Source organism: Pseudomonas sp. NC02, from assembly GCF_002874965.1.
GTDB lineage: Bacteria > Pseudomonadota > Gammaproteobacteria > Pseudomonadales > Pseudomonadaceae > Aquipseudomonas.
The window spans coordinates 2,250,218-2,267,858 of sequence record NZ_CP025624.1 but is presented as its reverse complement, the minus strand read 5'-3'; the positions used below and the strand labels follow the sequence as shown (position 1 = coordinate 2,267,858).

15 protein-coding genes are annotated in these 17,641 nt (G+C 60.3%); 3 read left to right on the top strand and 12 right to left on the bottom strand.

The annotated features are described in order from the left end of the window. Positions 1–157 precede the first annotated feature (157 nt). The 5 genes from asd to leuC form a co-directional block, all read right to left on the bottom strand. Entirely contained in the window at positions 158–1,270 is a 1,113-nt protein-coding gene (gene asd, locus C0058_RS10630) for an aspartate-semialdehyde dehydrogenase (RefSeq protein ID WP_003212667.1), read from the bottom strand. 64 nt (positions 1,271–1,334) lie between these two features. Further along, positions 1,335–2,417 carry a 3-isopropylmalate dehydrogenase gene (leuB, locus tag C0058_RS10625; protein ID WP_003212664.1) on the bottom strand — a complete coding sequence of 361 codons (1,083 nt, stop codon included), beginning with the start codon at positions 2,415–2,417 and terminating at the stop codon, positions 1,335–1,337. 53 nt (positions 2,418–2,470) lie between these two features. Further along, positions 2,471–3,235, bottom strand: a complete 765-nt coding sequence (locus tag C0058_RS10620) for a class I SAM-dependent methyltransferase (protein ID WP_003212662.1) — start codon at positions 3,233–3,235, stop codon at positions 2,471–2,473. A gap of 146 nt (positions 3,236–3,381) precedes the next feature. Beyond that, positions 3,382–4,026, bottom strand: coding sequence for a 3-isopropylmalate dehydratase small subunit (gene leuD, locus C0058_RS10615; protein ID WP_003212660.1), 645 nt, complete (start codon positions 4,024–4,026; stop codon positions 3,382–3,384). Positions 4,027–4,036: 10 nt separating this feature from the next. Then, complete coding sequence (leuC, locus tag C0058_RS10610) at positions 4,037–5,455, bottom strand: 3-isopropylmalate dehydratase large subunit (protein WP_008438759.1); 1,419 nt, start codon at positions 5,453–5,455, stop codon at positions 4,037–4,039. Between the two features lie 145 nt (positions 5,456–5,600). Between leuC and C0058_RS10605 the strand changes: the two genes are divergently transcribed. Both C0058_RS10605 and C0058_RS10600 read left to right on the top strand, forming a co-directional pair. Beyond that, positions 5,601–6,491 (top strand): LysR family transcriptional regulator, encoded by an 891-nt coding sequence (locus C0058_RS10605; RefSeq protein ID WP_003212656.1) that lies wholly within the window; start codon positions 5,601–5,603, stop codon positions 6,489–6,491. Between the two features lie 64 nt (positions 6,492–6,555). After that, positions 6,556–9,861 carry a bifunctional diguanylate cyclase/phosphodiesterase gene (locus C0058_RS10600; protein ID WP_102368522.1) on the top strand — a complete coding sequence of 1,102 codons (3,306 nt, stop codon included), beginning with the start codon at positions 6,556–6,558 and terminating at the stop codon, positions 9,859–9,861. Here C0058_RS10600 and C0058_RS32605 read toward each other — a convergent pair. From C0058_RS32605 to C0058_RS10585, 4 genes are all read right to left on the bottom strand, one after another. Next, positions 9,815–10,063, bottom strand: a complete 249-nt coding sequence (locus tag C0058_RS32605; protein ID WP_158660278.1) for a hypothetical protein — start codon at positions 10,061–10,063, stop codon at positions 9,815–9,817. The two genes, C0058_RS10600 and C0058_RS32605, sit on opposite strands and share 47 nt — an antisense overlap. Before the next feature lie 167 nt (positions 10,064–10,230). Then, positions 10,231–12,195: a hypothetical protein gene (locus C0058_RS10595; protein WP_102368521.1), complete on the bottom strand. Its 1,965-nt coding sequence runs from the start codon at positions 12,193–12,195 to the stop codon at positions 10,231–10,233. 219 nt (positions 12,196–12,414) lie between these two features. Then, positions 12,415–13,383, bottom strand: coding sequence for a hypothetical protein (locus C0058_RS10590; RefSeq protein ID WP_256344218.1), 969 nt, complete (start codon positions 13,381–13,383; stop codon positions 12,415–12,417). A 64-nt stretch (positions 13,384–13,447) separates the two neighbouring features. Then, on the bottom strand, positions 13,448–14,743 hold the full coding sequence (locus C0058_RS10585; protein WP_174717777.1) for an adhesin: 1,296 nt from the start codon (positions 14,741–14,743) through the stop codon (positions 13,448–13,450). A 162-nt stretch (positions 14,744–14,905) separates the two neighbouring features. Between C0058_RS10585 and C0058_RS32600 the strand changes: the two genes are divergently transcribed. Beyond that, complete coding sequence (locus tag C0058_RS32600) at positions 14,906–15,112, top strand: hypothetical protein (protein ID WP_134326072.1); 207 nt, start codon at positions 14,906–14,908, stop codon at positions 15,110–15,112. A 176-nt stretch (positions 15,113–15,288) separates the two neighbouring features. Here the strand turns inward: C0058_RS32600 and C0058_RS10580 are convergent, their stop codons facing one another. Genes C0058_RS10580 through C0058_RS10570 form a run of 3 tightly spaced genes read right to left on the bottom strand, consistent with a single transcriptional unit; the run spans position 15,289 to position 17,628 of the window. Continuing rightward, the gene (locus C0058_RS10580) at positions 15,289–16,254 is read right to left on the bottom strand and encodes a tRNA-dihydrouridine synthase (RefSeq protein ID WP_003214454.1); all 966 of its coding nucleotides are present in this window, start codon (positions 16,252–16,254) and stop codon (positions 15,289–15,291) included. A gap of 40 nt (positions 16,255–16,294) precedes the next feature. Then, complete coding sequence (locus C0058_RS10575) at positions 16,295–16,744, bottom strand: thioesterase family protein (protein WP_003214456.1); 450 nt, start codon at positions 16,742–16,744, stop codon at positions 16,295–16,297. 50 nt (positions 16,745–16,794) lie between these two features. Further along, positions 16,795–17,628: an alpha/beta hydrolase gene (locus C0058_RS10570; protein WP_102368520.1), complete on the bottom strand. Its 834-nt coding sequence runs from the start codon at positions 17,626–17,628 to the stop codon at positions 16,795–16,797. Positions 17,629–17,641 lie beyond the last annotated feature (13 nt).

The following is a 17,641-nucleotide window of genomic DNA, read 5'->3' as shown; positions in this document are numbered from 1 at the left end:
GCCTCTTCGCGAGCAAGCCCGCTCCCACATTTGATCGCATTTCAACTGAAGAAACTCGCTCGAATGTGGGAGCGGGCTTGCTCGCGAAGAGGCCCGAGCGCGCAATAAAAAACCCGCGCCTGTCACCAGAACGCGGGTTTCCAATGACCAGCAGCGATTACCGCTCCAGCAAGATCCGCAGCATGCGACGCAACGGCTCAGCCGCGCCCCACAGCAGTTGGTCGCCGACGGTGAACGCGCCCAGGTACTGCGTCCCCATGTTCAGCTTGCGCAGACGGCCAACCGGCACATTCAGGGTACCGGTCACCTTGTTCGGGCTCAGTTCCTGGATGCTGATATCACGGTTGTTCGGCACCAGCTTGACCCAAGGGTTGTGCTGGCTGATCAGCCCTTCGATATCGGCGATCGGCACGTCTTTGTTCAGCTTGATGGTCAACGCCTGGCTGTGGCAACGCATGGCGCCGATGCGCACGCAGATACCGTCCACCGGGATCGGGCTCTTGAAGCGACCGAGGATCTTGTTGGTCTCGGCCTGGGCCTTCCACTCTTCACGGCTCTGGCCGTTAGGCAGTTCCTTGTCGATCCACGGGATCAGGCTGCCGGCCAATGGCACACCGAAGTTTTCGGTCGGGTAGGCCTCGCTGCGCATGGCCTCGGCCACACGGCGGTCGATGTCGAGGATCGCGCTGGCCGGGTCAGCCAGTTGATCGGCGACAGCGGCGTGAGTCGCGCCCATTTGCTTGATCAGTTCACGCATGTTCTGCGCGCCGGCACCAGAGGCCGCCTGATAGGTCATGGCGCTCATCCACTCCACCAGGCCGGCTTCGAACAAGCCGCCCAGGCCCATCAGCATCAGGCTGACGGTGCAGTTGCCGCCGATGTAGTTCCTGGTGCCCGCGTCCAGTTGCTGGTCGATCACCTTGCGGTTGACCGGGTCCAGCACGATCACCGCGTCATCCTGCATGCGCAGGCTGGAAGCGGCGTCGATCCAGTAACCCTGCCAGCCGGCTTCGCGCAGCTTGGGGAAGACTTCGCTGGTGTAGTCGCCACCCTGGCAGGTCAGAATGACGTCGAGGGTCTTCAGTTCTTCAATGTTGTAGGCGTCCTTGAGCGGAGCAATGTCCTTGCCCACGGACGGCCCTTGACCACCTACATTGGAGGTGGTGAAAAACACCGGCTCAATAAGATCGAAATCCTGCTCTTCCAGCATCCGCTGCATGAGCACGGAACCGACCATACCGCGCCAACCGATCAGACCTACACGTTTCATCGCAACTACACCTTGTTCAAAAGTGGGCCGCCTTGCAGCAACATCTGCAAGCGGGCCCGAGAGATTACAGATTCCGCAGCGCGGCGACTACTGCGTCGCCCATTTCTTGCGTACCGACCTTGGTGCAACCCTGGGACCAGATGTCGCCAGTGCGCAGGCCCTGGTCGAGCACCAGGCTCACGGCCTGCTCGATGGCATCAGCGGCGTCGGTCAGGTTGAAGCTGTAACGCAGCATCATCGACACCGACAAAATGGTCGCCAACGGGTTGGCAATGCCCTGCCCGGCGATGTCCGGCGCCGAACCGTGGCACGGCTCGTACATGCCCTTGTTGTTGGCATCCAGGGAGGCCGACGGCAGCATGCCGATGGAACCGGTGAGCATCGAGGCCTGGTCGGACAGGATGTCGCCGAACAGGTTGTCGGTGACGATCACGTCGAACTGCTTCGGTGCACGCACCAGCTGCATGGCGGCGTTGTCGACGTACATGTGGCTCAGCTCGACGTCCGGGTAGTCCTTGGCGACTTCCTCGACGATTTCACGCCACAGCTGGCTGGACGCCAATACGTTGGCCTTGTCCACCGAGCAGACCTTCTTGCCACGCACACGGGCCATGTCGAAACCGACACGGGCGATACGGCGGATTTCACTCTCGCTGTACGGCAGGGTGTCGTAGGCCTGACGCTCGCCATTCTCCAACTCGCGCACGCCCCGTGGCGAGCCGAAGTAGATACCGCCGGTCAGTTCGCGGACGATCAGGATGTCCAGGCCCGCGACGATTTCCGGCTTGAGGCTGGAAGCGTCCGCCAGTTGCGGGTAAAGGATCGCCGGGCGCAGGTTGCCGAACAGGCCCAGTTGCGCACGGATCTTCAGCAGGCCGCGCTCAGGGCGGATGTCACGCTCGATCTTGTCCCACTTCGGGCCACCCACGGCGCCCAGCAGCACGGCGTCGGCTGCGCGGGCACGCTCCAGGGTTTCGTCGGCCAGAGGCACGCCGTGCTTGTCGATGGCCGCGCCGCCGATCACGTCGTGGCTCAGTTCGAAGCCCAGGCTGTACTTGGCGTTAGCCACTTCCAGCACCTTGACCGCTTCGGCCATGATTTCCGGACCAATGCCGTCGCCAGGGAGAATCAGAATCTGCTTGCTCATGCGTTCCTCATTTCATCAAGCGACCCGCCCGTGGGCAGGTCGGGAAAAATTAATCAGCGTTCGGCCCACACCACCAGCACGTCGGTGCTGAAGGTGCCGTCGGCTTGAATCTCGAAGTAATCGCGCACTTCCTGGCCCATCGCCTTTTGCAGCTCCAGGATCGCAGCACGCAATACCTCTGGGGTGCGCATGCGCTCGACCCACGAGGTGTATTCCAGGCGCAGGCGCTGGCGGCTGCTGTTGCGCACATGCAAACCGGCTTCGCTGAGCTGGCGCATCCACTCGCCGGCGGAATAGTCACGCACGTGGCTGGTGTCGCGCAGCACTTCGACGGTTTGCAGGTAAGTGTCCAACAGCGGGCTGCCCGGTGACAAGACGTCCACGAAAGCGGCCACGCCACCCGGTTTGAGCACCCGGCGCACTTCACGCAGGGCCAGGCCCAGGTCGCTCCAATGGTGCGCCGAGTAGCGGCTGAACACGAAGTCGAATTCGCCATCGGCAAACGGCAGGCGCTCGGCGGCGCCGTGCACAGTGCGGATGTTGTCCAGGCCACGGTCCACGGCAGCGGCGGCGACCACGTCAAGCATCTGTTGGGACAGGTCGTACGCCACCACTTCTTTAACCAACGGTGCCACGTTGAAACTCACGTGACCGGCGCCGCAACCCAGGTCCAGCAGTCGTGCAGCGCCCTGCCCGGCTAGTTCGGCCTGGAGCAGCGCGAACTCGGTGCCTTGAGCATGTACTGCGCTGCTCAGGTAGGCCGAGGCCTGTTCGCCGAATTGTTTTTGCACGACTTGGGTGTGGGCGGTGCTGGTCATGATGATGTCCCTGGTTTTTGTGTTGCTGTTGCTGGCCCTTTCGCGAGCAAGCCCGCTCCCACATTCGACCGAGTTCCTTCAGTTGAAATGCAATCAAATGTGGGAGCGGGCTTGCTCGCGAAGGGGCCAGTCCGGTCTACATGGAATCAAGCGTCGCGAAACAACCAAGGCTGGCTGGCCCGGTGTTTGGTTTCAAACGCGGCAATCGCATCGCCGTCCTGCAAGGTCAGGCCGATGTCGTCCAGGCCATTGATCAGGCAGTGCTTGCGGAAGGCGTCCACTTCAAAGTGATACACCTTGCCGTCCGGACGGGTCACGGTCTGCGCCGCCAGGTCGATGGTCAACTGGTAGCCCACATCGGCTTCCACCTGCTGGAACAACTCATCCACTTCGGCATCGCTCAAGATGATCGGCAGCAAGCCGTTCTTGAAGCTGTTGTTGAAGAAGATGTCGGCGTAGCTCGGCGCGATGATGCTGCGAAAGCCATATTCTTCCAGGGCCCACGGCGCGTGCTCACGGCTGGAGCCGCAACCGAAGTTTTCCCGGGCCAGCAATACACTGGCGCCCTGGTAACGCTCGGCGTTGAGCACAAAGTCCTTGTTCAGCGGGCGCTTGGAGTTGTCCTGGTAGGCGTAGCCCACGTCCAGGTAGCGCCACTCGTCGAACAGGTTCGGACCAAAACCGGTGCGCTTGATCGATTTCAAGAACTGCTTGGGAATGATCTGGTCGGTGTCCACGTTGGCACGGTCCAACGGCGCGACTAAACCGGTGTGTTGAGTAAAAGCTTTCATCGGGTATTCCTCAGATCAATTCGCGAACGTCGATGAAACGACCGTTGACGGCAGCCGCAGCAGCCATGGCCGGGCTGACGAGGTGGGTACGGCCACCGGCGCCCTGACGCCCTTCGAAGTTACGGTTGGAGGTGGACGCGCAGTGCTCGCCCGACTCCAAACGGTCCGGGTTCATCGCCAGGCACATCGAGCAACCCGGCTCACGCCATTCAAAACCGGCCTCGAGGAAAATCTTGTCGAGGCCTTCGGCTTCAGCCTGGGCCTTGACCAGGCCCGAACCTGGCACCACGATCGCCTGCTTGATGGTCGAGGCGACTTTGCGGCCCTTGGCGATCACCGCCGCAGCGCGCAAATCCTCGATCCGCGAGTTGGTGCAGGAGCCGATGAACACGCGATCCAGCTGGATGTCGGTAATCGCCTGATTGGCTTTCAAGCCCATGTACTTCAAGGCGCGCTCGATGGAACCACGCTTGACCAGGTCGGTTTCCTTGGCCGGGTCCGGCACGTTCTGGTCAACGGCCAACACCATTTCCGGCGAGGTGCCCCAGCTGACTTGCGGCTTGATCTGGGCGGCATCGAGGGTAACCACGGTGTCGAACACCGCATCGGCGTCGGAAACCAGGTCTTTCCAGGCTTCGACAGCGGCGTCCCAATCAGCACCGGCAGGTGCGAACGGGCGACCCTTGACGTAGGCAATGGTCTTTTCGTCCGCCGCCACCATGCCCACGCGGGCACCGGCTTCGATGGACATGTTGCAGATGGTCATGCGGCCTTCGATGGACAGGTCGCGAATCGCGCTGCCGGCGAATTCGATGGCGTGGCCGTTACCGCCGGCGGTGCCGATCTTGCCGATCACGGCGAGGACGATGTCCTTGGCAGTGACGCCGAAAGGCAATTCACCTTCCACCGACACCAACATGTTCTTCATCTTCTTGGCGACGAGGCACTGGGTGGCGAATACGTGCTCCACCTCGGAGGTACCAATACCATGAGCCAAGGCGCCAAACGCCCCGTGGGTAGAGGTGTGGGAGTCACCGCAAACCACGGTCATGCCAGGCAAGGTGGCGCCCTGCTCCGGGCCGATCACGTGAACGATCCCCTGGCGCACGTCATTCATCTTGAATTCGGTGATGCCATATTCGTCGCAGTAATCATCGAGGGTCTGCACCTGGAGGCGCGACACGGTGTCGACGATGGCGTCGATCCCGCCTTTACGCTCCGGGGTGGTCGGCACGTTGTGGTCCGGGGTGGCGATGATCGAGTCGACGCGCCAAGGCTTGCGCCCGGCCAGTCGCAGGCCTTCGAACGCTTGGGGCGAGGTCACTTCATGGATGATGTGACGGTCGATGTAGATCAGCGACGACCCATCATCGCGCCGTTTCACTTCATGGGAATCCCAAAGCTTGTCGTAAAGCGTTTTGCCGGCCATCACGCGGTCCTCATCAGGTGTTTCTATGCCCCGGGCCTTGAACGATTCAATAACCCTTTGGCTTGTGAGGCTGATGGTATGGCGCTACATTAAATAACTCAAATTCATATTTTTTATGCTTTGGATTACCAACTGGAATAGCACAATGGACCTGGCCAACCTCAATGCCTTTATCGCCATCGCCGAGACCGGCAGCTTCTCCGGTGCCGGTGAACGCCTGCACCTGACCCAACCGGCCATCAGCAAGCGCATCGCCGGCCTGGAGCAACAATTAAAGGTGCGCCTGTTCGACCGGCTGGGGCGTGAAGTCGGCCTCACCGAAGCCGGACGGGCGCTGCTGCCCCGGGCGTATCAGATTCTCAATGTACTGGACGACACCCGCCGCGCCCTGACCAACCTGACCGGCGAAGTCAGCGGGCGCCTGACGCTGGCCACCAGCCATCACATCGGCCTGCACCGCTTGCCACCGGTCCTGCGCACGTTCACCCGGGAATACCCGAATGTCGCGCTGGACATTCAGTTTCTCGATTCGGAAGTGGCCTACGAAGAAATCCTCCATGGCCGCGCCGAAGTGGCCGTGATCACCCTGGCGCCGGAACCCCACACGCTGGTGCGGGCCACCCCGGTGTGGGACGACCCACTGGATTTCGTGGTGGCGCCGGAACACAGCCTGATCAGCAACGGCAGCGTCAGCCTGGCGGACATCGCCCGGCACCCGGCGGTGTTTCCCGGCGGCAACACCTTTACCCACCATATCGTGCAGCGGCTGTTCGAGGCCCAGGGCCTGACGCCAAACATCGCCATGAGCACCAACTACCTGGAAACCATCAAGATGATGGTCTCCATTGGCCTTGCCTGGAGCGTATTGCCGCGCACCATGCTCGATGACCAGGTGGCACGCATCGCTTTGCCGGGCATACAGCTCAGTCGCCAGCTAGGCTATATCGTGCACACCGAAAGGACGCTGTCGAACGCTGCGCGGGCTTTCATGAGCCTATTGGATGCACAGGTCGATCTGCCAGGGAATCAGGCTTGAATCGCCGTGGCCCGTAGACCGTGGAACCCGCGCCGAACGCCCATCGAGCCAAGGCCCTTTGATAATGCGCAACCCCGTCGATACCGTGCCACCCCTGCCCCGCATCTACGCGCTGGACCCACAGGAGGCGGAGCAAAGCTGGGACAGCGCGCCGCAACTGCTGGCGGCGCTCAACGCTGCCCGGCTGGGCGCCTGGAGCTGGGAAATCGATACCGGCCGGATCAGCTGGTCCCGAGGCACTCAGGCCCTGTTCGGCTTCGACCCGCGCCAGCCGCTGCCTGAAGACCTGGAGTACCTGGACCTGCTGGCCCCCGAGGACCGCGCCAAGGTGGTCCGGGCCTTTCATGCGGTGCTGGCCGGCGAACCCGCTGTCCAGGCCATGCACCACCGCATCCAATGGCCCGATGGCAGCCTGCACTGGCTGGAAATCAACGGCAGCCTGCTACCGGACAAGGCCGGGCGTCGGCGAATGATCGGGGTGATCCGCGAAATCACCCACCAGCGCGAGCGCGAACACGCCCTCAGCCATTCGGAAAAGCGCTTCGCCACCCTGTTCCATTTGTGCCCGCTGATGGTCCTGCTGACCCGCCAGGCGGACGGCCTGATCAGCGAAGCCAACCAGTATTTCGAAAGCCTGTTCGGCTGGCCGTTGGCCGATGCCATTGGCCGCAGCACATTGGAGCTGGGCCTCTGGGTACACCCGGAACAACGCGCGCATCTGGTCAAGGCCACCCAGCGCAAAGGCGCCCCCATCACCATGGAAGTGCAGTTTCGCGCCAGCAACGGGCAGGTCCACGATGGCACCCTCAGCGCCCAGAAAGTCGAGCTGGACGGCGAGGACTACCTGATCAGCACCTTCCTCGACACCACCGAGCGCAAGAATGCCGAGCAGGCCCTCAAGGACAGCCAGGAACGCCTGGACCTTGCCCTGGACTCGGCGCAACTGGGCACCTGGGACTGGCACATCCCCAGCGGCATGCTCTATGGCTCGGCCCGCGCCGCCCAACTGCACGGGCTGGAACCCCAACCGTTCCACGAATCCTTCGAGGCCTTCTTTGAAGGCATGCCCCAGGAAGAGCGCGAGAGCATGCGCAACGCCTACCGCACCCTGCGCGAAGGCCCGGCGGGCAACTACCAACTGACCTACCGCGTGCAACTGGAAGACGGCAGTTCGCGCTACCTGGAAAGCCGCGCCCGCCTGTATCGCGATGACACGGGCGTACCGTTGCGAATGGCCGGGACCCTGCTCGACATCACCGACCAGGTTGAACGTGAGCAGCGCCTGATCGCATCCGAAGAAAAATTCGCCAGCCTGTTCCTCGCCAGCCCCGACCCAATCTGCGTGACGCGCCTGGAGACCGGCCAGTTTATCGAGATCAACCCGGCCTTCACCCAGACCTTCGGCTGGACCGCCGCCGAGGTGCTCAACAACAACGCCGAGCAGATCGGCTTGTGGGAGGAGTCCAGCCAACGCCTGCAGCGCATCGAGCAGGTGATCCGCGAACAATCCCTGAGCAACGTGGCAATCACCGTTCATCACAAGAACGGCCAGACCCTGAACTGTGTGATATCCAGCCGCCTGATCCAGGTCAGCGACCAACCCTGCATCGTCACCACCCTGCGGGACATCACCCAACAACAGCGCTCGGAAGCGGCGCTCAAGGCCAGCGAAGAGAAGTTCGCCAAGGCCTTTCATTCCAGCCCCGATGCGGTGTCGATCACCGAGCGCGATACCGGGCGCTACGTGGAGGTCAATGACGGCTTCTGCCGCCTCACCGGCTACCGCGCCGAAGAAGCGATCGGCCTGACGCTGTACCAGATCGGCATCTGGGCCGATGAAAACCAGCGCGCGGCGTTATTGGCCGAGTTGCAGATCAAGGGCCGCATTCATCACCTGGAAATGCTCTGGCACAACAAGCGCGGCGAAGTGCTGGCGGTTGAAGTGTCGGTGGAGCCCATCACCCTCAATGAAACCCCCTGCCTGTTGCTGACCGCCCGGGACGTCAGCCTGCTGAAAAACGCCCAGGCGCAGATTCGCCACCTGGCCTATCACGACCCGCTGACCAACCTGCCCAACCGCGCCCTGCTGATGGACCGCCTGAGCCAGCAGATCGCCCTGCTCAAGCGCCACAACCTGCGGGGCGCCCTGCTGTTTCTCGACCTGGACCACTTCAAGCACATCAACGATTCCCTCGGCCACCCGGTCGGCGACACGGTGCTGAAGATCGTCACTGCACGCCTAGAAGCCAGTGTGCGCATGGAAGACACCGTGGCACGCCTGGGCGGCGATGAGTTTGTGGTGCTGCTCAGCGGCCTGGAAGGCACACGCCCGCAAGTCAGCACTCAAGTCCAGGAGCTGGCCGATACCCTGCGCGAACTGTTATCCGAACCGATGTTCCTGGATGGCCACCGCCTGCAAGTCACCCCGAGCATTGGCGTGGCGCTGATCCCCGATCACGGCTCAACCCCGGCCGATTTGCTCAAGCGTGCCGACATCGCCCTGTACCGGGCCAAGGATTCAGGGCGCAACACCATCCAGATGTTCCACAACAGCATGCAGAAAACCGCCAGCGAGCGGCTGCGCATGGAAACCGACCTGCGCCTGGCCCTGTCCCGCGGTGAGTTCAGCGTGCATTACCAACCCCAGGTGGATGCGCGCGGCAACACCATCGTCGGCGCCGAGGCCCTGGTGCGCTGGCAACATCCGCAGTTGGGCGCACAGTCCCCGACGGAATTCATCAAGGTCCTGGAAGACAGCGGCCTGATCCTTGAAGTGGGCACCTGGATCCTCGACGAAGCCTGCAGCACCTTCGCGCAGTTGATTGCCGAGGGGCTGGTAGACCCGCTGAACTTCAGCCTGTGCGTCAACATCAGCCCGCGGCAGTTTCGCCAGAATGATTTTGTCGAACGGGTAGAACGCAGCCTGCGCAACCACCACCTGCCTTATACCCTGCTGAAGCTGGAGATCACCGAAGGCATCGTGATCCAGAATCTGGACGACACCATCAGCAAAATGCGCCGCCTGAAAAAGCTCGGCGTGAGTTTTGCGATGGATGATTTCGGCACCGGCTATTCGTCGCTGACCTACCTCAAGCGCCTGCCGGTGGATGCGCTGAAGATCGACCAGTCGTTTGTGCGCGACGCCACCCATGACCCCAACGATGCGGAGATCATCCGTGCCATTGTGGCCATGGCGCGCAGCTTGAACCTGGACGTCATTGCCGAAGGAGTGGAAACCCCTGAGCAACTGGCGTTTTTGCAGGGGCTTGGGTGTCATTTGTATCAGGGGTATCTGCACAGTCGGCCCTTGCCGGTGGAAGGGTTCAGGCAGGTACTGAAGCGAATGCCCCAGGCCACTTCATCGGAATAAGTTGCACCGGATTTTCCTGATGGGCAGCTGCTTTTTGAGCCTGTAGGTTCAAGTGCTTTCCATTTTCGGACGCACCGAACATGCAGGATGCAAAGCACTCCCCGGCGCTGCTGGGCGGCGCCTCGAGATAACCGGCGCCAGGGTTGATGGACACCATGGGAGCAGACAGGGCATACAGCCAATGCTGTTGAATTTCATCCATGACCAGGAGGTTCCAGAGTCGATGAGAGTAGCCGAGGCCAACTACCTATGCGGACACAGATTGCAAGGCATATGCAGCCGGCCACCATCGGACTTGTCTTTTCTGCGCGCAGAAAAAAGACCACGAGATCTCGTGGCCTGTGTTTCTCAAACTCTGCACCTTTAAACCTAAACCAGCGTTAGCGCGGTGCCCTCTTCATCCATCCAGCTTGATGATTTCAGTGGGTGTTTATACCCGTAATCATCAAAAGCCCCATCAACGACGACAACAGAATGCATGAAGTTCGCCAACGTGCCGGTTGCACCATCTGCCAGCGCCTGGACGCTGCTGCTTCGGGTAAAGGCGAACAAACCCAGACGCCGCAGTGCATCACCAGGGGTCTCGCCATCATTGAGCGTGCTCATCGCCGCTTCAAAGCTCTCGCCGGCACGAAACTCGTGGTTCTCCATTTGCGCCCGCTTGGCGCTGACGGCGTACAGGAAATTCGCATCCTTGAGCAGGCCGGCGTCGGTGCCTTTGAAATTCGAGTGTTCCCGGGCTGTTTTCAGTTCTGCATGGGTCAAGCTGACCTTGCTGGAATCGCGCATCGTCACGGTGTAACCGTCGCGGGTCTCGGTGATGTTTTTATAGATGCCCCGGGGACTTTGCCCATACTTCATCATCGCCGCCTTGATCGCCGATACCGTGACACAGTTCCCCTCGACGCCTTGATAGAATCCACGCCAGATATCCCCAGGCTTGACCCCGACCGGTACATTGGAAATAGGTGGGGGCCGCGTGCTTGAACCAACGGGCACTCCGTCCGGTACCTCCTCGGCGAGCATGTAGCCATAAGATTTGACGATAGATGGCTTGTCACCATTGCTGTGCTGCAGGCCATCCAGTACCAAGGCACTCGAATAGCCAAAAGTACTGACCACCCCCACCGCGCCCTGCTCCTGCATCTTGGCGGGTGGCACGATGCGCAAGAAGCCAGTCATGCCCAAGCCCTTCAACACGCGGTATTCCGTATCGCCTTTGAGCGTGTTCGATAAAACCTTTTCAAACGATGCCCCAGGGTCCTGGTCACCGCGGGTCATCTGCTTGCGCTTCGTGTACGCCGCCAGCATGAAGTTGGCCTGCTTCACCGCGTCGGGGTTGTTCCCAGCGAAACGCGAGGCCGTGGTCGCTTGCTGCAACTCTTGCCGGGAAAAATGCAGTTCGAAACCGTCCTTCATCGTGATGTCATAACCGTCTCCCGCCGGGCTGACTTTCTCGAACATATCCGTGGCGTCTGGACCAAACCTCATCATCATCATTTTTATGACGCAGGCATGGCTGCTGCCATCAACAACCTCACCGAATCCTCGCTCGGCCGCGTTAAATCCGCGGAGAATGTCAACGGGCTTGCGGCCACGCCGGGTGGACGGCGTATCGACGCGGGGAACATCGACCGGAGCAACCGGCACATCTCGCTCGACCGGCTTAGCCGTTTGCCCCTCCTTGTCCAGCACGTAGACGTAGGGACGGTCGGGGCGATATTGACGGTCAAACCGATGCGCCACCCCATCCCGAATCAACGCGGCACCGAAGTTATGCGCCTCCATGACGCCGACGGAGTTCCTGCCGACGAGTTGCTCCGAAGGGATCTGCTGCATAAAACGGCCCATGCCCATGCCCTTGAGCAGGTTCGATGCAGTCTCACCCTGTAAGGACGTGGTCAAGGCCGCGTTAAAGCTGCTGCTGATACGGCTGTCGGAACTGGACAATTGTTTGCGCTTGACGAAGACAGCCAATGCGAAATTCGCGTTTTCCACTGTACTGGCATCACCACCGACAAATCTCGACGCTGACGCAGTGCCATGCACTTCATGATCGGAAACATGCAACTTATAACCGTCTTTCAGCGTAACGTCATACCCCGAGCCAACGCGCTTTACTTCATCAAATAGATCAGCGCGCGCAGGACCGAAGGTCGATATCATCATCTGGATAACAGCAGAATGGCTGCTCGTATCAAAATGTTCACCGAACTGTCGCTCGGTAGAATTCAAAGTACTTACACTGTCGACGGATTTATTTTCGCCCCCGTATACACGCGCAGGATGATGGACCGCCGTACTCATTGCATAACCCGTATTCATCGTAATCATGGAGCACTCCTTTAAAGGGCGAACACACAACAGCCCGTGGTAACCTGGCACTTGTGCACTGCGTTCAGGCATAAAAAGAAAGTGCATGAACACGGCATACAGTATTTTCTGCACGCGATGAACTGCACTCAGTCAGATAATAAGTTCAACAAGATCTAGTTATAGATTTAACGTGTTGCGCAGCAACGATCATCTTCTTACTGTTTTATGGACGGCCCGTTAGCCAACCAATGCAATAGCCCGTCCAAACCGCGGTCTTCCCGCTTTAGTCCCATACATCTCCTCACACCCATCAACCACTGCTACAGAGTGCCTGCTCCTGTTGACCATACCGATCAATGATTTATCAGCAAACGCACTGACCGGAACTTCTTTCATATGCTGGCGCAAGCCCAGACGCTTGAAGCCTTCCCCGGGCCCCGTTTCGTCCTCACCGTCGTTGAGGCTGTTTATCGCGGATTGAAAGCTCCTGCCTGCAGTCCCGTCATTGTTTTCCAGCATCGCTCGCTTGGCGCTGACGGCAAATAGAAAGTGCGCATCCTTGAGCATGCCGGGATCGCGCATCGGGACAAACTTCGAGCCACGCCTGGCTTGGGCCAATTCATCCTTGCTCAAATCCAGCGCGTACCCGTCACGCATGACAATGTGATAGCCATCACCCTTGGCTTGAACAGACTTGAAGATATCGGTCGGGCTTTGACCGAACTTCGCCATCGCCGCCTTGATCGCCGAAATGGTCACGCAATTACCGTCAGGGCCCTGGCGAAAACCGTTCCATATATTTGCCGGCTTGGCGCCGTTGCGCTTATCGGACAGATCAGGAAGCGGCTGCGGTGTTGGATCCGGCAGGGGTGCATCCGGCTTGGGCAGCACTGCCGGCGGGGGCGCAGGCGTTACCTTGGTCGCCACTGTATTCGCCAGTTCCTTGCCCGCCAGCAGGCCTTGCAACTGTGTAAAAAACTGGGTGAACAGTTCGAGGAGCTTTGCTAACAGCGGGGTGTCGCTGGCTGTGTTCCCAACGGTACTTTGATCGTTATTACCGAACGATGAGAGGACTTGGTTATTAACGAATACCGGCTGCACGGGAACCGATCGTCCTGGTGTGTTGCCGGTTTGCGAATGTTGATAATAGTTTCTGACCGCGCCCGCATTATTGATTTCTGAACAAGACATATAACCATCCTTCATCAAGGGCCCCCCGACGGTTTTTATCGGGAGCGCCTTGTTGAAAAAAACTGAGGAAGTGGCCGACTTACCTGCTTATCCGGCGGCCGGGATTAAACCGCCAGTCGTTGTCGAACGCTCGACGCCTGCCGCTGGTTTCGAACTCAAAGAAATCCTCAGACGGCCCTGGCGAAGTGATGTCCGGCTCCGGCTTATCCGGCTTCGGAGCATCTGGTTTAGGCGCATCCGGCTTCGGTGGGACCGGAGCGTCTGGCTTCGGCGGGACCGGGGCATCGGGCTTCGGTGGGACTGGCACGTCTGCCTTCGGCGGAACCGGTGCATCGGGCTTCGGCGGAACTGGCACGTCTGCCTTCGGCGGAACCGGTGCATCGGGCTTAGGCGGAACCGGCACGTCGGCCTTCGGCGGAACCGGTGCATCGGGCTTAGGCGGAACCGGCACGTCCGGCTTCGGCGGAACCGGTGCATCGGGCTTCGGCGGAACCGGCACGTCTGGCTTCGGCGGGACCGGTGCATCGGGCTTCGGCGGAACCGGCACGTCCAGCTTCGGCGGGACCGGTGCATCGGGCTTCGGCGGAACCGGCACGTCCGGCTTCGGCGGAACCGGTGCATCGGGCTTAGGCGGGACCGGCACGTCCGGCTTCGGCGGGACCGGTGCATCGGGCTTAGGCGGGACCGGCTTCGTTGCATCCGGGTGAGGACAATGGCAGTTCATCACTTGGACCGTGACGTTCACGTCGGAACTGCTCCGGCTGTTCGGCTGCACGTCCTTGCCCGATGCGGGGTCTGGCCTGCGGGGCTCTGGCAGAGGTTTAGGCGTTACCTTAACCTCGGAACTCGGGACCGCTGGATTGTTTGCTGGCTTGTCTTTCTGTACCGACACCTCAGGGTTGGGCCCGGACTTGTCCTTGAGTGCAGTGTTCAATACCGGCGAGTTGGTCTCGGCTTTGTCCTTGGCTACAGTGTTCGGCACTTGCGAGTCAGTCCCCGCCTTGTCCTTGGTCGCAGTGTCCGGCACATTCGATTTACTGTCCGCCTTATCCTTCACCGGAGTATCGCTACTCTTTTCGGGTTTAGGCAGCGGGCCAGCATCGGGTACCAACTTGGGCATCCCGCCCTGCCCGGACAGCATGTTCCTTATGGCCTTGAATGCATATTCAAACAACTCGAACAACTTCTCGAGTGCATCCTTGTTGAAGGTGACGGTTCCATCCGTCACCACGGCGGGATTGTTTTTCAATACTGTGCCGGGCGTATTCGCCCGGATTTCGCCGGCGCTCTTGTCGACAGACTTTGGCAGGTCTGCATTCTGCTGATTGAAGTCATTAGTCAAGCGAGGGAAATTATTGACCGACAAATTAGACATAAACAAATCCTTATTCAGTGATTGCCAAAACTCCTTCAGCGGTCTGCAAACAGACCGTCCAGGTTCTGGACTGGAAACAAACCCGAGTGCTGCACACTCCCTACTTTCGTGGGTGTTGCGAGCATCGGGTTCCGAAAATCGACCTTCACATAAGGAAATCAAATGAAAATAGAGACTTTATCCTATGGACTTTCCGTAAAACATCATGCTTACCCGGTGGTCGCCGTGGGCAAAATGGATATATCAGGCAACAGTCAGCCGTTAAGGCAAATTGATGAAATCACTCACCCACGCCAGTCATTCATATCTGTGTTATTGCGCGCGCCCCTCATACTCCAACTAACAAAACTTAAAAATATGCGCCGCTGACACCGCAAGACTCTGTAGCAAACAAGAAACTTGCTCACATATATAAAGCAATCAAAAAGCTCTAGTCACGTGCCCACAAACACTCGCTGTTAACGATCCGCGGCCTTATTTCAAGCAAAAAAAAGGGCGCCCACGGCACCCTTTCCTACTGGATTGAAACGCTTATATATATGTACTCAATTTTGCAGCGCAACCGAATCAGGCACCCCTAACAATCGTCCTACCTGCTCCAGGTCGGTTTCCCGCCGCATCAGCGTAAATAGTTCAACTGCTTCGGGATAGTTGCGGGTCAGCATCGCCAGCCATTGCTTCAAGCGTCCCGGCGCCTGGCGCTCGGTCAATTGCTCAACGGATTGCCGCCAGAATTCCTGGAGCATGGGTTGCATCTGCGCCCAAGTCATCTCGACCACCTCTTCCCCGGCCCGCGCGGCAGCAATCTGCCGGGCCAGGTCGGGACGGGCCACCAGGCCGCGACCGAGCATGATGTCTTCGACACCACTGATTTCGCGACACCGCCGCCAGTCTTCAACGCTCCAGATATCACCGTTGGCGAACACTGGCACCTTGACCACCTCTTGCACACGCGGGATCCACTCCCAGTGCGCCGGAGGTTTGTAGCCATCAGCCTTGGTGCGGGCATGCACCACGATATGCGCTGCGCCGCCTTCGGCCAGGGCCGTGGCGCACACCAGGGCACCGTCGGGGCTGTCGAAGCCCAGGCGCATCTTGGCCGTGACGGGAATATGTGCCGGCACCGCACGCCGTACGTGTTCGACGATCTGGTTAAGCAGCTCCGGCTCCTTGAGCAGCACCGCACCGCCACGGGACTTGTTCACGGTCTTGGCCGGGCAACCGAAGTTGAGGTCAACCACCTGAGAGCCCAGCTCACACGCCAGGGCGGCGTTTTCCGCCAAACACACCGGGTCTGAACCGAGTAACTGCACACGCAGCGGCACGCCGGCAGCGGTCTTGGCACCGTGCAGCAACTCAGGGGCGAGTTTGTGGAAATAGGCAGGCGTCAGCAGGCGGTCGTTGACCCGGATGAACTCGGTCACGCACCAATCAATACCACCGACCCGGGTCAGCACGTCCCGCAGGATGTTGTCGACCAACCCCTCCATGGGCGCCAAAGCAATTTGCATGGAAAACACTCAACGAAAAACGTGGCGCAGTTTACTGGTTTCAGACGCTGGCAGGTAATTCGCCTTGCAGCGCAGGGCCATAACCCTCAAGAAATTCCGACGGCATGCGCTTGGGCTTGCCGCTGGACAGTTCGATGCAGACAAAGGTGGTTTGCGCTCGCAGCAAGGTAGCGCCATCACGCGGGCGTACCAGCTGGAAGCGTCGGGTCATTTTCAGGCGCTGGTCCCAGTCGACGATCCAGGTCGCCAACTGCAGCTCATCGCCCTCGTAACCGGCGGCGAGGTAATCGATCTCATGACGCACCACGGCCATCGCGCGATCCAGCCTGCGGTACTCGCTAAGGTCCAGCCCCAAGCGCTGAGAATGGCGCCAGGCGCAGCGTTCGAGCCAGGACACGTAAACGGCGTTGTTGGCGTGCCCCAGACCGTCGATGTCGTCGGCACCGACCTGCAGATCGATGATAAACGGCGTTGCCAAATCCCAGCCCATGGGGTGCTCCCGGTCGATTAATGTCGGCGGCGAGCAGTGTAACCCATGGCTCAGGCGGTTTGGCGCTCCGGCACGTGGCGGCCGGCCAGCAGCGCCAGCACGCCTTCGATCACACGCGGATCCGCCAGCACTTTCTGGTGCCCGCCCTGCTCCAGGCGCAGCAGGCGGCTGTCGAACCAGGCGTCATGGATGACCTGGCAAGCCTTGACCGAGACGAAGGTATCGTCTTCGGCATGCACGATCAGGCCCGGGATATTCATTTGATAGTGGGCGACATCGAGGTGCTTGAGAGGCATGCCCATCGTCAGCTCGACCTCCTGGATAAACGCCGAACGCGCTCGCGCCGGCAAACCGACCATGCCGGCAAAGCCGCGCAGTACGTCGAGAAACCGCGAGGGTGCGGCGATGCTGACCAACGCCTTGGTGCGCAAGCCCAACTGCACCGCCAACATCGCGCTGGCCCCACCCATGGAGTGACCGACAACCGCATGCAGCGGTGGCAGTTCGGCAGCCGCTTCCAGCATGGCACGGGCAAACAGCAGCACATGGGCTTCGCGCCCCGGCGAACGCCCGTGGGCCGGGCCGTCCAGCGCAACCACCGAATAACCCGCGTCCACCAATGCGCTGATCAGGCTGGCGAATTGCGTCGGGCGCCCTTCCCAGCCGTGCATCAACAGCACCGCAGGGCCCTGGCCCCACTTCAGCGCCGACAGGCCGAAACGCAAAGTGATGCGCTCGGACTGCGCCAGCAGCGGCAGCTCCCAATCACGGGGCGGCAAATCGCGAGGCGTCATGAACACCCGACGCATCTTGCTGGCCACCGTTTGCGGCGCCAGCCGGCCCAGGGTGCCATTGACGCCACGAATCCATTTCAACGTGCCCATCGCTCATCCCTCA